This is a genomic window from Mesorhizobium sp. M3A.F.Ca.ET.175.01.1.1 (genome assembly GCF_004791945.1).
In the GTDB taxonomy this organism is placed as follows: Bacteria; Pseudomonadota; Alphaproteobacteria; order Rhizobiales; family Rhizobiaceae; genus Mesorhizobium.
In genome coordinates, this window is record NZ_SRTP01000001.1 from 696495 (window position 1) to 712137 (window position 15643).

Below are 15643 nucleotides of genomic sequence, written 5' to 3' on the forward strand. Positions count from 1 at the left end.
CGCCGCCCGATCAGAGGGCGGCGCGCTGCCGGCGGATAAGAGATGACCTGCGGCGCACGGTCAACCGAGATAGGGGTAGAGCGGGAAGCGATCAGTCAGTGCCGTGACCTTGGCCTTGACGGCCGCCTCGACGGCTGCATTGCCTTCGTCGGAGTTCGCCACCTTCAACCCGTCCAGCACCTCGGCGATGAGCTTGCCGATCTCGCGAAATTCGGCCTGGCCGAAGCCGCGCGTGGTGCCGGCCGGCGTGCCGAGGCGAACGCCCGAGGTGACGAAAGGCTTCTCCGGGTCGAAGGGAATGCCGTTCTTGTTGCAGGTAATGTTGGCGCGGCCAAGAGCCGCCTCGGCGCGCTTGCCGGTGGCGTTCTTCGGGCGCAGGTCGACCAGCATCAGATGGTTGTCCGTGCCGCCCGAAACGATATCGAGACCCGTTTCCTTGAGGCTGGATGCCAGCGCCTTGGCGTTGGCGACGATGCTTTCGGCGTAAATCTTGAAACTCGGCTTCAGCGCCTCGCCGAATGCCACCGCCTTGGCGGCGATGACATGCATGAGCGGGCCGCCCTGCAGACCCGGGAACACCGCCGAATTCATCTTCTTGGCGATATCCTCGTCATTGCAGAGGATCATGCCGCCGCGCGGGCCGCGCAGCGACTTGTGCGTCGTCGTGGTCACGACATGGGCATAAGGCAGCGGCGATGGGTGTACGCCGCCCGCGACCAGGCCGGCGATATGGGCCATGTCGACCATCAGGTAGGCGCCGATCGAATCGGCGATCTCGCGGAAGCGCTTCCAGTCCCAGATACGCGAGTAGGCGGTGCCGCCGGCCAGGATCAGCTTCGGCTTGGTCTCATGCGCGGTCTTTTCGATCGCGTCCATGTCGAGCAAATGATCGTCCTTGCGCACGCCATAGGAAACGACCTTGAACCACTTACCGCTCATGTTGACCGGCGAGCCGTGGGTGAGATGGCCGCCGGAATTGAGATCGAGGCCCATGAAGGTGTCGCCGGGCTGCAGCAGCGCCAGGAACACTGCCTGGTTCATCTGGCTGCCGGAGTTCGGCTGCACATTGGCGAAATTGCAGCCGAACAGCTTTTTGGCGCGCTCGATGGCGAGTTCCTCGGCTATGTCGACGAACTGGCAGCCGCCGTAGTAGCGCTTGCCCGGATAGCCTTCCGCATACTTGTTGGTCATGATCGACCCCTGGGCCTCGAGCACGGCACGGGAGACGATATTTTCGGACGCGATCAGTTCGATCTCGTGGCGCTGGCGGCCGAGCTCCTTGCCGATAGCACCGAAAATTTCCGGATCGGCGTCGGCAAGCTTGGTCTCGAAAAAGGATTCGGAATTGCTGGAGGCTGCCGCGGCTGTTGACATAGCTTGATTTCCCTTGGGGCCGGAGATCTGCGAGGTGGCCGCCATTAACACAGTTGTTTCTAACCTGCCACGTTTGCCGCGCGAAATTTGCTTGCCGAATTGCGCCAAAGCGCACCGGCTGGCGGGCCGTCTCGACACATGATTTCCTGCATGGCGACACGCCTGGCCAAATGGAGCGCAATACCCGCGCCGGAACGCCAGCCGCAGGCTTGACGCTGTAGGCGCACAATTGCGGGCGGGGCTGGTGGGTCAAGCCCCCAGCAAACAGAAAAGGCCGCTCGAGAGCGGCCTTTTCATTCGGCATTTCAGTTGCTTACAGCGAAGAAGTGATCTGCAGCTGCTCGTTGCCGTCGAGGCCGTAGATGTCGTCGCGGAACTGCACGACGCCGGGGCCGGTCGACCAGGCCGACAGATAAAGGAAGTGCACCGGCACGGGGTTGACGACCTGCACCGGAGTGTTCTCGCCGGTCTTGATCGTGGCCTCGAAATGCTGACGATCCCAGCCGGGCGTGTCACGCAGGATCCAGGTGACGAGGTCGCGCACGTTCTGGACGCGCACGCAGCCGGATGAATCGAAGCGCATGAGCTTGCCGAACAGGCTCTGCTGCGGCGTGTCGTGCATGTAGACGCCATCCGGGCTCGGGAAGTTGATCTTGACCGAGGCCATGGCGTTGCCGGCACCTGGGTCCTGCCGGAACCGGTATTTTTCGGCATCGTCGGTCGACCAGTCGACCGTCATCGGATCGACCTCGTTGCCGTCCGGCGCGAACAGGCGGATGTGGCTGTCCTTGAGATAATTCGGGTCCTTCCGCATCAGCGGAATGATGTCCTTGCGCACGATCGACACCGGCGCATTCCAGTAAGGATTGACGATGATCTCGTTGATCTTGGAATTGACGATCGGGGTCTGGCGATCGATCTTGCCGACGATCGCAGTGTGGCGAAGCACGACGCGGTCGTTCTCGACGGCTTCCACCTGCGCCGCCGGAATGTCGACCAGCACATAGCGATTGCCCAACGTGCCGGCCTTCTCGCGCAGACGCTGCAGATTGGTCTGCAGTTGGCCGAGCCGGATCTGCGCCGAGACGTTCATCGCCGCATAGGTGTATTTGCCCATCGAGCCGTCGGCCGGCAGGCCGTGGCGGAGCTGGAAGCGCTTCACCGCCGAGTCGACATAGGAGTCGAACGCGGTCGAGACGCCGGCGCTCTGCGACAGGTCGCCCGACATCATCAGCCGCTTGCGCAGCGGCACGACATCCGGATCGTCGACGCCGAGCTGAAGCTTCTTGGTTGCCGGAACCTGTTCCCAGCCGCCTTGCCCGACAATGGTCTGATATTGCGCCACCGCCTGCTCGGTAAAGGCTACGGTCTGCAGACTGAAGATCGGCAGCGTCGAGGCAACCTTGCCGGTCTGGCTGGCGCGTGCGTCGAACTGGTCGTCCCAGTTGCCGCGGGCAGAGGATTTCAGGATATCCCCGATCACATCCTGTGCGCTGGCACGGCCCGCGACCATGGCGGCGGCGAGCGCGGAGGCTCCGGAAAGGAAGAAACGGCGGCTGGTTCTCATGGACGTTCCAGACATTCTAGCTGTATCTAATCTCGCTCGGTTCGCTCTACTGGCGGGCTTGCCCGCACTCTAGGGTCGGCAATCTTAACAATTAGCCAACCATGATCCGCATAGCGAGGCCGCGACAAACGCGCAGCCCCGAAGCCGGCTCCAGGAAGCGCCAGGCATCTGCCCGCAGCGTCACCCGCATCCTCGCTTTTACCGGGATTATGGCGGCAACGTGGCCTTGACCCGCGATTTGCGTGCGGCGGCGGAAGGAAAAAAGCGACCGGTGTTTTTGAGCACTGGTGACCGCGACAACGGGGAGTGAACTGGCGATCTAAGGTTTCTTGGCCTCGAGTTCCGAACAGAGTTGCAAGACTTGGTATTCGGGGTATCGCAAGACCTTGTTGTCCTGGAGCTTGAGCAGGAGGCCGCGCCGCTTTTCCGTACTGTGGGAATCGTCCGAGCACGTCATATCCAAGATGATGGCGTCGAGGCCCTTGACTTTCTGGACCCGGTCCAGAGTGCACCCAACTTCCCACATTTCCACGGATGTATCGGTGAACGTCACGATCGAGTCATTGTTGTCGCACGGGCTACTGCCTTCCGCGGCGAAGGAGCCTTGCCACCACTCTTCGGCGAAGCCCGCTTCTGGCGGCAGCGACAACGCCGCTGCGACAGAACAGATTGCGAAGCTATTCCTTCGACCCATCGCCCCCCCTTGTGCCGGTCACACTAGGCATTGGGGAGGCAAAAGCAAAGGTCAGGCCCCCCTCCGGCATGCGTGGTCCGAAAAAAAGGGGCCGGCGCCTTTCGACACCGATCCCCCATTGTTTCCCCCGGCCGCGCTTCTCCGGCGCGGCTTCAGTGTCTCAGGCTTCCAATGCTTACATCCGGTAAGCGATGGTGTCGTTCCAGAAGCGGTCGAGGCGCTGCAGCGCGCGGTTCATCTGCTTGAACTCGTCGGTGTTGATGCCGCCGACCTGCTCGATCGAGCCGACATGGCGCTCGTAGAGGCCGGCAACGACTTCCGCCACCTCGTTGCCCTTCGGCGTCAGCGAGACGCGGACCGAGCGGCGATCGATGCGCGAGCGCTGGTGGTTGATGAAGCCGAGGTCGACCAGCTTCTTCAGATTGTAGGAGACATTCGAGCCGAGATAGTAACCACGCGAGCGCAGTTCGCCGGCGGTCAGCTCCGAGTTGCCGATGTTGAAGAGCAGCAGCGCCTGGATGGCGTTGATGTCGGAGCGGCCGTTGCGATCGAACTCATCCTTGATCACGTCAAGCAGGCGGCGGTGCAGACGCTCCACCAACTGCAGCGATTCCATGTACAGCGAACGGATCGCCTCGCGGCGATCGTCGGAAACGTTAGCGGTCTTCGCCGCCGGACGCGAATTGATCATTGTCTTTGCCTCTCGTTTGTCGCCCGGTGATTTTTTGTTCTTCACCTTGATCGCGACACTATCGAATACTCATAAAATTCGACTTAAACGCCAGGGCTAACAAGAGCTTACCGGTAAGTGGTTTCGAAAGAGGATTAACGAACGGTCACGTGAACAAGATCAATTAACCTAAAGGTTTAGCCAATAGCCGCGGGCAAAATCCGGTCCGGATTTGGGCTGCCTCGGCGGCCCGCCAGCCTATTGGCGGAGCTGGCGCTTCTGCAGCCAGATCGTCACGCGGAAGACGACATAGAGCAGCGCCACGCAGCCATGCGAGACGATGATCAGGAGCCGGTGGCCGAACAGATCCGGAAAGCCGGCATACATCACGATCTCGGTCGCCGCGCAGATGAACCAGATCACCGGCCCCCAGGACGCCAGCATCCACAACCCGGCGGCGGCGAAGGGAAAGAAGACGGCGAGCGTCACTGCAGCCACCTGCCAGTGCACGGGCATCAGGTCGAAGCGCCACAGCGGTCCCTGGTAGATGCCGATCAGCCGGATCCAGTAGAGAACGCCGAACAGCAGGCAGTAGCCGGCGATCACACGCTGGAACCAGGCGAAGATGATCTCGGTGGTCGATGGCTGCAGCACCACGCGCCGTGAGGTGACCTCGCTCACAGGCGCAGCTCCTGAGGGCCGAGCGGCGCGAAATAGGCATCGATGTCGGCAGTGCTCACCTCGTCCAGGGTCGCCGGGCGCCAGCGCGGCGTCGAGCCCTTGTCGATGATGGCGGCACGGATGCCTTCGTAAAAGTCGTGGCCGGCAAGCATGCGGTTGAGGATGCGGAACTCCATCTTCATGCATTCGTACATCGACATCGTCAGCCCGGCGCTGATCTGGCGCCAAGCGACATGCAAGCTGGTCGGCGAACGGGTTCTGATCGCGGCCAGCGTTTTCGCGGCAAACGCGTCGGCGGCGGCGGCCTGTTCTAGACTGGCGATGATGTCGGCGAGCGAGGGTTGCGAAAAGTGCCGGGCGATCGAGGCCAGATCCTGCCGCTCGGTCTCGCGCTTGGCGGGCGTGAAGAAGCCGCGCAGCTCGGAGTCTGGATCACCTGACACCGCCAGTTCATCGAGCAGCCCTGCCTGGTCCTCGGCCTTGATGGTGTGCGTGGCGAGGCCCGACCACAGTGCATCGCCGGAGCGGATGCGATTTCCCGTCAGCGCGAGATACATGCCGAAACTGCCGCCGAGATCGGGCAGCAGATGGCTGGCGCCGACATCGGGGAAGAAGCCGATGCCGACTTCGGGCATGGCGAACTGGGCATTCTCAGTCAGCACGCGGTGCGAGCCGTGGAAGGAGATGCCGACGCCGCCGCCCATGACGATACCGTCGACCAGCGCGACATAGGGCTTCTTCAAGCCGTTGATGCGGGCATTGAGCCGGTATTCGTCCGCGAAGAAGTCGACCGGCGGCTTGCCGGCGCGGCCAGCCTCGTAAATGTGGAGGATATCGCCGCCGGCGGAGAACGCCCTGCCCTCAGCCTTGACAATGACGACGCTCACGTCGGCATCACGTTCCCAAGCATCGAGCGCCCTGCCAAGCGCCTTGATCATGCCATGGGTGACCGCGTTGAGCGCCTGCGGCCGCGTCAACGTGACCACGCCGGCCTTGCCCAAACGTTCGAAGCGAATCTCGTCGCCTCCGCCAAAATCCATCGCCAGAGAATCCCTCTCTCCGCTTTTTGCGGGGGACTGAAGTGCTAAAGGTGGCACTTGGACGCGTCAATGCCGGGGGTAGCGCTCTGGCGGCTGGCCTCGCCAGATGTTACGAAACCGGCAAACTATCGTGCCCCCACGGTTCGACGGATTTTCGAGCAGATCGACATGCCGGGATTTTCTCGTCTCGCGGCTGGATTGGCAGGCCTCCTGTGCCTTGAGCTCTGCCGGCCATCGCCGCGACGGCAGACGAGCTCTACCAGGCGCAGACCATCGTCACCGGCACCGGCGAGGTGAACCGCGAGGTCGGCTTCAAGGATTGCCTGGATAAAGTTCTGGTCAGAGTCTCGGGCGACCAGCGACTGCCGCAGAAGCCCGAAATGCTGGCGCTGCGCGAGAAGGCCGGGGATTTCGTCGACCGCTTCCGCTACCGAGACCGGCTCGAAGGCATCCCGGTGCATGACGAGCAAGGCACGCACGACCGGCCGCACGACCTCACCTGCCTCTACAAGCCAACCGTCGTGGACAAGCTCCTGGCGCAACTGGGCAGCAAGCCCTGGCTTGGCGAGCGGCCGGTGCTGTCCGTCTTCCTCGCGGCCGAGCAAGGCTCGAGGCATTTTGTGCTGACGGCGGACGACGTGCGCGGCGAAGCGATGCGCGAATCCTTCATCAACGCCACCGGCCCCCTGCTGCTGCACGTCAGTTTCCCCAAGGCTGCGCGACTGGCAGGACTTGACGGAACGGCACTGCGCAAATCCGACATGGCAAAGCTCGACCTGCTCGCGAGAAAAGCAGCTGCAGCCCGGGCGCTTGCCGGCACCATCATCTGGAGCGACAAGGAATTGGGCTGGATTGCCGACTGGCGTCTGGCCGATCGCGGCAAGACCTATCGATGGCAGGTACGCGGCGTCAGCTTCGACGAGGCGTTTCGCGTGGCCGTGAGGGGCGCTGCGCAGATCTTGTCGGGCAACGGACAGCCTTGAAGATCGCGTTGGGCAATTCCAAATGTCGGCGATCCTTCATGCCCCCTCTGCCCTGCCGGGCACCTCCCCCACTAGCCGGGAGGTTGGCGGCACTGGCACAATCGTGTCGCATTGGTCAGCGACAAAGGTGCGTGGTAAAAGCCCGACCGAAAGCGAGTTTTGGCGATGAACAGATTCACCCCCGCGAAGCCTGCCGGCGCGCGCAGCGTCGACGAGATCACAGGCAGCCGGCGGCTCAGACGCATGCGCAAGGCCAACTGGTCGCGACGCCTGGTGCAGGAGAACCAGCTCTCGGTCAACGACCTGATCTGGCCGATCTTCGTCGTCGAAGGCAAAGATGTGAGGGAGCCGATCGCGGCCATGCCCGGCGTCTTCCGTCTTTCTGTCGACCTCGCGGTCAAGGAGGCCGAGCGCGCCGCCAAGCTCGGCATTCCGGCGATCGCCACCTTCCCCAATGTCGAGCTGTCGCTGCGCGACCAGACCGGCTCGCATATCCTCGATCCTGAAAACATCATCAACCGCACCACCCGCGCCATCAAGGCCGCGGTGCCGGAGATCGGCATCATCACCGATGCCGCGCTCGACCCGTTCACCAGCCACGGCCACGACGGCATTTTGCGCGACGGCATCATCCTGAACGACGAGACGGTGGAGCAGGTCACCGCCGCGGCCGTGATCCAGGCGGCGGCAGGCGCCGACATCATTGCCCCATCGGACATGATGGACGGGCGGATCGGCGCGATCCGCGACGCGCTCGACGCCAACGGTTTCCAGGACGTGGCGATCATGTCCTACGCGACGAAGTTCGCCTCGGCCTTCTACGGACCCTATCGCGAGGCGGTGGGAACCGCCGGCCTGCTCAAGGGTGACAAGAAGACCTACTATATCGATCACGCCAATTCCGACGAGGCGGTGCGCGAGGCCGAGCAGGATCTCGCCGAAGGCGCCGACATGCTGATGGTGAAGCCGGGGCTACCCTATCTCGACATCATTCGCAGGCTGAAGGACGAATTCCAGATGCCGACCTTCGCTTACCAAGTTTCAGGCGAATATTCGATGATCAAGGCAGCGGGCGCCAATGGCTGGATCGACGGCGAAAAGGCGATGCTGGAGTCCCTGCTCGCTTTCAAGCGCGCCGGCTGCGACGGCATTCTCACCTATTTCGCGCCGACGGCGGCGGAGATGCTGAGGGGCTGAGCCTCAGCGCACGCACATACACCGATCCACAGCTGTTCAATTGCCATCGCTGGACAATGCTGTACGCCGGGGTGGAACGCCCTCAGCCTTCGCTTACCGATGATCGGACGCCCTGAGGAAAACCTCCCGGTGGCGCGCCGTCAAATTACCGCTTGCATTTTGCAATCGGTCGAGTTAACTCATAACTGCTTGCATTTGACCACCGGTTCAGGAGACAGCCATGTCCAAGCTGCGTGTCAACGCCTTCACCTTGTCGCTCGACGGCTATGGCGCCGGTCGGGATCAAAGCCTGAACAGCCCGTTGGGCGTCAGCGGCGAGGCCCTGCACAAATGGATGATCGGCACCCGGACATTCCGCAGGATGTTCGGGCAGGAGGGCGGATCCACGGATACCGATGACAGCTTCACCGCGCGCAGTTTCGAGAATGTCGGCGCCTGGATTCTCGGCCGCAACATGTTCGGACCCATCCGCGGCGACTGGCCGGACGAGAACTGGAAAGGCTGGTGGGGCGACAACCCGCCCTATCACGTCCCTGTCTTCGTGCTCACCCATTACAAGCGCGCGCCGATCGCCATGCAAGGCGGCACGACCTTCCATTTCGTCACCGACGGGATTCATTCGGCGCTGGAACAGGCCAAAGCAGCGGCCAATGGTAAGGATGTGCGCGTCGGCGGCGGCGTTTCGACGGTCAGGCAATATCTCCAGGAGAGCCTCATCGATGAAATGCACCTCGCGATCTCGCCGGTCCTGCTCGGCTCCGGCGAGCATCTCCTCGGCGGCCTCGACATGCCGAAGCTCGGCTATCGTTGCACCGGCCAGGTCGCAACCGCCGACGCCACGCATGTGATGATCGAGCGGGGCTAAACGACTTCCCTCTCCCCATCGGAGAAGAGGGCCGAGCGAAGCTCGGTCGGCAATGACGGTCTTGTTGCAGGACCTGGCCCAGCCGATACGTGCTCGGCGAGCGAGACAAGACAACGGAATTGTCCTACAAATGCCGGCCTTGTTCCGGCGCCCCAGGCGCGCCTTTTCAATCTCGATCACGAGGTCACCGCATGGAGTACCGCACTCTCGGCCGTTCCGGCCTGAAGGTTTCGACGTTGACCCTCGGCACGATGACCTTCGGCGGCGCCGGTCCGTTCGCGGCCGTCGGCAATTCCGATCTGCCGCAAGCCAGGCGCATCATCGACACCTGCATCGATGCCGGCATCAACCTCATCGACACCGCCAACGTCTATTCGAACGGCCTTTCCGAAGAGATCATCGGCGAGGCGCTCGACGGCAAACGCAAGAACGACGTGCTGATCGCAACCAAAGCCCGCATGCGCATCGGCAAGGGGCCCAACGATGAAGGCTTGTCACGGCATCATCTGATCCGCGAATGCGAAGGAAGTCTCAAGCGGCTCAGAACGGACGTCATCGACATCTACTTCCTGCACGAATGGGACGGCGTCACGCCGCTGGAGGAGACGATCGCAGCGCTCGACACCTTGGTGACGCAGGGCAAGATCCGCTATGTCGGCTGCTCCAACTATTCCGGCTGGCAGGTGATGAAGGCACTTGCCGTCAGCGACGGACGTCACCAGCCGCGTTTCGTCACGCAGCAGATCCACTACACGCTGGAAGCGCGCGAGGCGGAATACGAATTGCTGCCGATCTCCGTCGACCAGGGCCTCGGCGTTCTGGTGTGGAGTCCCCTCGCCGGCGGCCTGCTTTCAGGCAAATATCGGCGCGACAGCCCAACGGCACGGCAGCTCGCAGGCTGGTCTGAACCGCCGATCCGCGACGAGGACCGGTTGTGGCGGATCGTCGACGTGCTGGTCGAGATCGGCAAGACGCGCGGCGTGTCGGCGGCGCAGGTGGCGCTCGCCTGGCTGCTCGGGCGGCCCGCGATCAGCTCGCTGGTGATCGGCGCACGCAACGAGGACCAGCTCAAGGACAACCTTGCCGCCGCAAGCCTGACGCTGTCCTTCGACGAGCGGCAGCGCCTCGACGCGGTCAGCCGCCCGCCGGTGCTCTATCCCTATTGGCACCAGCAGTTCACGGCCAAGGAGCGCTTCGGCCCGGCCGATCTGGTGCTCGATCGCGGTGATATTTGAGAGCTGTTGGAGTTCAGCGCGTCGCGGAACCGCTTTGTCTATCCGTTTCCTGCGCCAGTTCCGGACGGAAAACCGCTGAAGCGCTTTCTGTATTCTAGCCCGTGATGTAGCGCCACACTTGCGGATCCGGTTCGATCTGGCCGCTCAGGACGAAGTATTTATAGAGGACGAGCAGCGAAACCGTGCTCTCCTCTCTCTCGTTGTGAAACCTGCGGCAATAGGCATGGGCGGCCGCGACAATGCGCTGGGCCTCTGCCGGATGCTTCTCATAGTAGGCGACCTTGTCGGCGACGTCCGAAAAGTCGGACGCCAAGGGCACATAGTGCACGTTGGCCTCGATCTCAGCCTCGGCGAACCAGGTTTCGTATTTCGGCGGCGGCATCAGACAGAGCGAATTCGAGCTCATGATCCATTTCAAGTTCGTCGCCACATCGTTGCCCTCGAGCGAGACGATGTAGCGGAACTTCCGCTGCTGCGGGATGGTGAGATAGGGCTTGCGATACGCTGCCGGCGCTTCGGGCTTGGGCGAGCCGGCATCGCAGATCGGCAGGCCGCGCACGGCATCGATGAACCGGGCCCGTATCGGATTGTTGAGATGGCCGCGCCAGACAACCATCGGGCGCTTGTCGGCGAAGGCCAGCCTGTCCGCCGGCATTCTGAAATGGCGGAACTTGTCGAGCTTCATGATCACGGCATTGGCATTGTCATTCCCAATCGGCCGATCCTTGACGATCGAAGGCATCTTGGGCACGTGGGCGAGGTCGCCGAACTGGACGTCGATGAGCAGGTCGCGATCGAAGTAGCGGGCGAACTCCTTCAGGTCGTAATAGTACATGCTGCCAAAGCTGGGGATCCGGCCGGCCGGCACCGCCGTCGGGCTCGGCACGAAGCTGTGCTCTAGCCTGTTGTAGTAGTTGACGCGGTTGCGGATCGTTTCGCCAGAAAGGCTGGCCTCCTGCAGCCGGCTGGCCAGGCGGCGGCGGAAGAGAGCCTGAGGCACCACATCGCGCGTGATGTTGCGTATGAAATAGAATACCCGCGCTGCGGTGCGTAAGGGCGAGGCCATGCGTGCGTCGTTTTCAAAGATTGGTGGCGTTGAATTCCCCGCGCCTCCTACAGCATTGTGGGGAATATCTTGCAAGCCCGCGTGCCGCGACAGGCCTGAATGTCCGCCGAGGTCAGCACAGGATCAGGCAGCGACGACGGCAAAGCCCCTGGCGCGCAGCGCCCGCCTGTCGTCGTGCAGGGAATTCACCAGCCGGTCGCGACTGCCGGCAATGTGAGCCGAGAGAAGCCGTGCGGCCGCGTCGCCGTCGCCGGCCCGGACGGCGGCCAGGATGGCATGGTGCTCGGCCCAGGCGCGGCGGAGCGCCGCCTCGTCGCGAACTTCAAGCCAGCGGGCGCGCGAGAGCCTCGTCATCGCATCGCGCACGGCCCTCAGAAGGAACTCGTTGCCGGACAGCCTGGCCAGCTCGATATGGAAATCCATGCCGACGCGGTGCCACTCCTCGCGAGGGGTGTCGCCGTCGCAGGAATCGAGCATCGCGGCGATCACCTCAATCCCGCCTCGATCAGGGAGTTCGGCCGTCAGCCGGACAGCCGCGATCTCGACAGCCTCGCGGTAGACGGCAATCTGCGCCAGCTCGGTGAGGTTGATCGGCGCCACCGTCCAGGCGCGACCGTCACGGCCGATCAGGCCTTCAGTCTCGAGCCGCAGCAGGGCTGCCCGGACCGGCGTGCGCGAGGCGCCGAAACGGTTTTCGATCCAGCGCTCGGTCAGCCGCTCGCCTGGACCGATTTCCAGCCCAAGGATCATCTCGCGTAATTGTCTTTCGACGCTCTGCATCTGCGACATCGTCGTTCCCGCTTTCCAGAGCCGCATTGACAGCGGCAAGGTTGAGGTCCATGACGGATACCGATTTGGTATCCCAAAATGGTATCCGGAACAACCCCGGTAAGGGCACGCATGAGATGAGGCAGGACGACACGGGCCAAGGCGACTACAACGTCCATTGGCGGCGCAATCTCGCCGTCTGCTTCGCCGGTTCGTTCAGCACGCTGATCGCCATGACGCTGCTGCTGCCCTTCCTGCCGCTCTACGTCGAACAGCTGGGCGCGCAAGGACATGCGGCAATCGTGCAGTGGTCAGGCATCGCCTATGGCGCGACTTTCTTCGCCGCCGCCCTGGTCGCGCCGCTCTGGGGACGCCTCGGCGATCGTTACGGCCGTAAGCTGATGCTGGTGCGCGCGAGCTTCGGCATGGCGATCTGCATGTCGCTGACCGGCATGGTGCAGAGCGTCTGGCAACTGGTGCTGCTCAGACTGCTGATCGGCTTTGCCGGCGGCTATTCCTCGGGATCGACCATCCTTGTGGCGATGCAGACGCCAAAGCACCGCTCGGGCTGGGCGCTAGGCGTGCTGTCGGCCGGCATCACCGCAGGCTCGCTGGTCGGTCCGCTGCTCGGCGGGGCGCTGCCGCCGCTCATCGGTATCCGCGCCACCTTCCTGCTCTCCGGCGCCGTCATCTTCCTGGCTTTCCTGGCCACGACCTTCCTGATCAAGGAGAACCCGCGTCCGCAAGCGGCAAAGGTCGCGACGGTAAAGAAGGCGCAAAGCGGCTGGTCGCAAATCCCCGACAAGCGACCGGTCGTCGCGATGCTGGCGACGGGCATGCTGCTGGCCTTTGCCACCATGTCGATCGAGCCGATCATCACCGTCTATGTGCAGCAACTCGTCGAGAACCAGAACCGGGTGACGATGATCGCCGGCGTGGTGATGGCGGCGGCGGCGCTCGGCACCATCCTGTCCTCATCAAGGCTGGGCAGGCTTGCCGACCGCGTCGGTCACTGGAACGTGGTTGTCGGCGCGCTCGCCGTATCGGCGCTGCTGCTCATCCCCCAGGCCTTCGTCACAGACAGCTGGCAGTTGATCGGGCTGCGCTTCCTGATGGGGCTGGCGCTCGGCGGCCTGCTGCCCTGCATCACCAGCGTCATCCGCCACAACATTCCGGACGGCATCGGCGGCAATGTGCTGGGACTGTCGATCTCGGCGCAATATGTCGGCCAAGTCGCAGGACCGCTTGCCGGCGGGTTTGTCGGCGGTCATTTCGGCATGCGGGCAGTGTTCCTCGGCACCTCGGCGTTGATGGCGCTGGGAGCAGTCTATAACTGGCTTGTCCAGTCGCGACGGGCGCGGCATATGCTGCTGGTAGCTCGCGAGTCCTGAGGGCTCGCTCACGCGAAACACGGAGCATCCGCCATGAGCCTGCCAGTTCAGTCGTCGAACGGCGGCAACCCCATTCTGGTGCTGGCGGGCGGAGTTATCGGCGCCGCCGGCGTGGCGCTGTCGGCGCTTGCCGCTCACCGCGGTGGCGCCTTCACCGGCACTGCCGCCTCGTTTTTGCTGATGCACGCCCCGGTCTTCCTCGCCATCGGCCTTACGGGCAGCAACCGAGGCCTCAGGATCGCAAGCCTGGTGCTGCTCGCCGGACTGTTGCTGTTCAGCGGCGACCTGCTTGCCCGTGACTTCCTCGGCTCTCGGCTGTTTCCGATGTCGGCGCCGATCGGTGGCACTTTGCTGATCGCCGGCTGGCTGGCGGTCGCCGTCTGCGCGCTGTGGCGTCGCTAGATCTATCGGGCATTCGTCAAGGCGATGCCGGACGCGCGCACGGGCAATTTACCTGCGTTCCGAACGCAGCTTGCGCGTCGCCGGTTGAACGGCGCGGCGCCGCTCCGGCAGGTCGGACCGGGGCGAGATGCCCCAATAGTTGCGGTAGATGTCCTGGAACAGGTGGCCAATCGGATGCATGGCTGCCCTCCTTAATGTTGAATCGATCCAATTTCTCCGAATAGAAAAGACTGGCTGTCTAGCTGCGCTTGCGCCCCACAAGGAAGCGCGGTTCGCGCTTCCACGGGCTTGCCTTGCCGCGGCGTTTCTCGCTGAACGCAGCCGAAGCGATGCCCCAATCGTTGTGATAAACATCTTCGAACAGATAATTGACCGGATGCATGGCACTCTCCTTGCCAAAAGCCGCCTGCTGCGGCGGCGAACTTGGATCGATTCAACCTTAGACCTCGAGCCCCGAGAGTCAAGCGATATTTGAATCGATCCAACAAAAATGTTAGAGGACCGGCAACCATTCCACGGTCATGCTTGTCACCTGACCGGATTCGGAGGAACGACATGGCATCACTCGCCGAAGGCCAGGGACGACCGATCCGGCTGGCGGACATCGCCAAGGCCGCCGGCGTGTCGCATGGCACGGCCTCCAACGTTTTCAGCCGTCCGGAAATCGTGCGCGCCGAGGTGCGCGAACGGGTCAAGGCGGTCGCGGAGGCGATGGGGTATGCAGGACCGGACCCGAAAGGCCGCCTGTTGCGCGCCGGCAAGGTCAATGCGATTGGCGTCGCCACCACCGAGCATCTATCCTATTTCTTTGACGATCCGTTTGCCCGCGTCATGATGGCCGGCATCTCGCAAGCGTGTGACACCACAGGGGCCGGGATTGCCCTGGTGTCGGCCCGAGATGACGAAAAACTCGCCTGGAACATTCAGAGCGCGCTGGTCGACGGCTTTATCCTGTTCTGTATCGAAGGCGGCCCGCGTCTCGTCGAGCTGACGCGCGAGCGCAGGTTGCCCTTCGTGGCGCTGGAACTCGGCTTCGATGACGACACCATTTCCATGATCGGCGTCGACAATGTCGCCGGCGCGCGGCTTGCCGCCCGTCATCTCGCCGAGCTTGGGCATCGCCGCTTCGCCGTGCTGTCGCTGCCTTTCGGCGACGGCCGTGTCGGTCTGGTCGCGCCTGAGCGTTTCGGGACGGCGATTTACGCCGGATCGCGCAACCGTCTTGCCGGCTATTTCGAGGAACTTTCCCAGTTCGGCATCGATACCGCCAAGGTGCCCGTCTACGAAACCGAGAACGAGGCGGTCACCACCAGGGCTGGACTCGAAACGATCTTCGCCAACGGCGATCCGCCCACCGCTATCCTGGCGATGTCGGACCGGATGGCGATGGTCGCGATCGAGTGGCTGGTCGAGCGTGGCTTGAGCGTTCCCGGCGATGTCTCGGTTATCGGCTTCGACGGCGTACCCGACGGCGTGCTGTGCTTGCCGCCACTGACGACGATCGCCCAGCCCATCGTCGAGATCGGTCGGCGCGCGGCGCGCATGATCCTGGATTACGATGGAACAGTGCGGCGCGAAACGCTCGACCTCGAATTGATCGTCAGATCCTCCACTGGCCCTGCGCCAGAGGCTTGAGCTCGCAAGAGCAGGTGAACGTCGATAGAACCCGGAACTGCTACAACACTTCGTTCGACATTAGTCCGGACCGAA

At 63.1% G+C, this 15643-nt stretch carries 17 protein-coding genes; 7 read left to right on the top strand and 10 right to left on the bottom strand.

Going from position 1 to position 15643, the window contains the following annotated elements:
- Nucleotides 1-60 precede the first annotated feature (60 nt).
- The 6 genes from glyA to EN818_RS03555 all read right to left on the bottom strand — a co-directional run bounded on the left by glyA (nucleotide 61) and on the right by EN818_RS03555 (nucleotide 6026).
- A complete protein-coding gene (gene glyA / locus EN818_RS03530; protein ID WP_129552776.1) occupies nucleotides 61-1374 on the bottom strand; it encodes a serine hydroxymethyltransferase in 1314 nt (437 codons plus the stop codon).
- Nucleotides 1375-1687: 313 nt separating this feature from the next.
- Nucleotides 1688-2941: a L,D-transpeptidase family protein gene (locus tag EN818_RS03535; protein WP_095808303.1), complete on the bottom strand. Its 1254-nt coding sequence runs from the start codon at nucleotides 2939-2941 to the stop codon at nucleotides 1688-1690.
- Nucleotides 2942-3260: 319 nt separating this feature from the next.
- On the bottom strand, nucleotides 3261-3635 hold the full coding sequence (locus EN818_RS03540) for a hypothetical protein (RefSeq protein ID WP_095808304.1): 375 nt from the start codon (nucleotides 3633-3635) through the stop codon (nucleotides 3261-3263).
- 175 nt (nucleotides 3636-3810) lie between these two features.
- Complete coding sequence (locus tag EN818_RS03545; RefSeq protein ID WP_008875359.1) at nucleotides 3811-4326, bottom strand: winged helix DNA-binding protein; 516 nt, start codon at nucleotides 4324-4326, stop codon at nucleotides 3811-3813.
- A gap of 237 nt (nucleotides 4327-4563) precedes the next feature.
- Nucleotides 4564-4986 carry a DUF6163 family protein gene (locus EN818_RS03550; RefSeq protein ID WP_095808305.1) on the bottom strand — a complete coding sequence of 141 codons (423 nt, stop codon included), beginning with the start codon at nucleotides 4984-4986 and terminating at the stop codon, nucleotides 4564-4566.
- Nucleotides 4983-6026, bottom strand: a complete 1044-nt coding sequence (locus tag EN818_RS03555; protein WP_095808306.1) for an enoyl-CoA hydratase/isomerase family protein — start codon at nucleotides 6024-6026, stop codon at nucleotides 4983-4985. The genes EN818_RS03550 and EN818_RS03555 overlap by 4 nt, the downstream gene beginning before the upstream one ends.
- Before the next feature lie 293 nt (nucleotides 6027-6319).
- Here EN818_RS03555 and EN818_RS03560 point away from each other — a divergent pair, with 293 nt between their 5' ends.
- From EN818_RS03560 to EN818_RS03575, 4 genes are all read left to right on the top strand, one after another.
- The gene (locus EN818_RS03560; protein ID WP_245420541.1) at nucleotides 6320-7009 is read left to right on the top strand and encodes a DUF2066 domain-containing protein; all 690 of its coding nucleotides are present in this window, start codon (nucleotides 6320-6322) and stop codon (nucleotides 7007-7009) included.
- Between the two features lie 165 nt (nucleotides 7010-7174).
- Nucleotides 7175-8206, top strand: coding sequence for a porphobilinogen synthase (hemB, locus tag EN818_RS03565; protein WP_095808307.1), 1032 nt, complete (start codon nucleotides 7175-7177; stop codon nucleotides 8204-8206).
- 220 nt (nucleotides 8207-8426) lie between these two features.
- Nucleotides 8427-9071, top strand: coding sequence for a dihydrofolate reductase family protein (locus EN818_RS03570; protein WP_095808308.1), 645 nt, complete (start codon nucleotides 8427-8429; stop codon nucleotides 9069-9071).
- 191 nt (nucleotides 9072-9262) lie between these two features.
- Nucleotides 9263-10306: an aldo/keto reductase gene (locus tag EN818_RS03575; RefSeq protein WP_095808309.1), complete on the top strand. Its 1044-nt coding sequence runs from the start codon at nucleotides 9263-9265 to the stop codon at nucleotides 10304-10306.
- 94 nt (nucleotides 10307-10400) lie between these two features.
- Here the strand turns inward: EN818_RS03575 and EN818_RS03580 are convergent, their stop codons facing one another.
- Both EN818_RS03580 and EN818_RS03585 read right to left on the bottom strand, forming a co-directional pair.
- Complete coding sequence (locus EN818_RS03580) at nucleotides 10401-11372, bottom strand: glycosyl transferase family 90 (protein ID WP_095808310.1); 972 nt, start codon at nucleotides 11370-11372, stop codon at nucleotides 10401-10403.
- 123 nt (nucleotides 11373-11495) lie between these two features.
- Nucleotides 11496-12161, bottom strand: a complete 666-nt coding sequence (locus EN818_RS03585; RefSeq protein ID WP_095808407.1) for a GntR family transcriptional regulator — start codon at nucleotides 12159-12161, stop codon at nucleotides 11496-11498.
- 116 nt (nucleotides 12162-12277) lie between these two features.
- Here EN818_RS03585 and EN818_RS03590 point away from each other — a divergent pair, with 116 nt between their 5' ends.
- Entirely contained in the window at nucleotides 12278-13531 is a 1254-nt protein-coding gene (locus EN818_RS03590; RefSeq protein WP_129552777.1) for a multidrug efflux MFS transporter, read from the top strand.
- 33 nt (nucleotides 13532-13564) lie between these two features.
- Nucleotides 13565-13933, top strand: coding sequence for a DUF423 domain-containing protein (locus EN818_RS03595; protein ID WP_095808312.1), 369 nt, complete (start codon nucleotides 13565-13567; stop codon nucleotides 13931-13933).
- Between the two features lie 48 nt (nucleotides 13934-13981).
- Here the strand turns inward: EN818_RS03595 and EN818_RS34270 are convergent, their stop codons facing one another.
- Together EN818_RS34270 and EN818_RS32545 are read right to left on the bottom strand one after the other, a co-directional pair.
- Nucleotides 13982-14113 (bottom strand): hypothetical protein, encoded by a 132-nt coding sequence (locus tag EN818_RS34270; protein WP_095808313.1) that lies wholly within the window; start codon nucleotides 14111-14113, stop codon nucleotides 13982-13984.
- 58 nt (nucleotides 14114-14171) lie between these two features.
- Entirely contained in the window at nucleotides 14172-14315 is a 144-nt protein-coding gene (locus EN818_RS32545; RefSeq protein ID WP_095808314.1) for a hypothetical protein, read from the bottom strand.
- A 173-nt stretch (nucleotides 14316-14488) separates the two neighbouring features.
- Between EN818_RS32545 and EN818_RS03600 the strand changes: the two genes are divergently transcribed.
- Nucleotides 14489-15568 (top strand): LacI family DNA-binding transcriptional regulator, encoded by a 1080-nt coding sequence (locus EN818_RS03600; RefSeq protein WP_095808315.1) that lies wholly within the window; start codon nucleotides 14489-14491, stop codon nucleotides 15566-15568.
- Nucleotides 15569-15643: the final 75 nt, after the last annotated feature.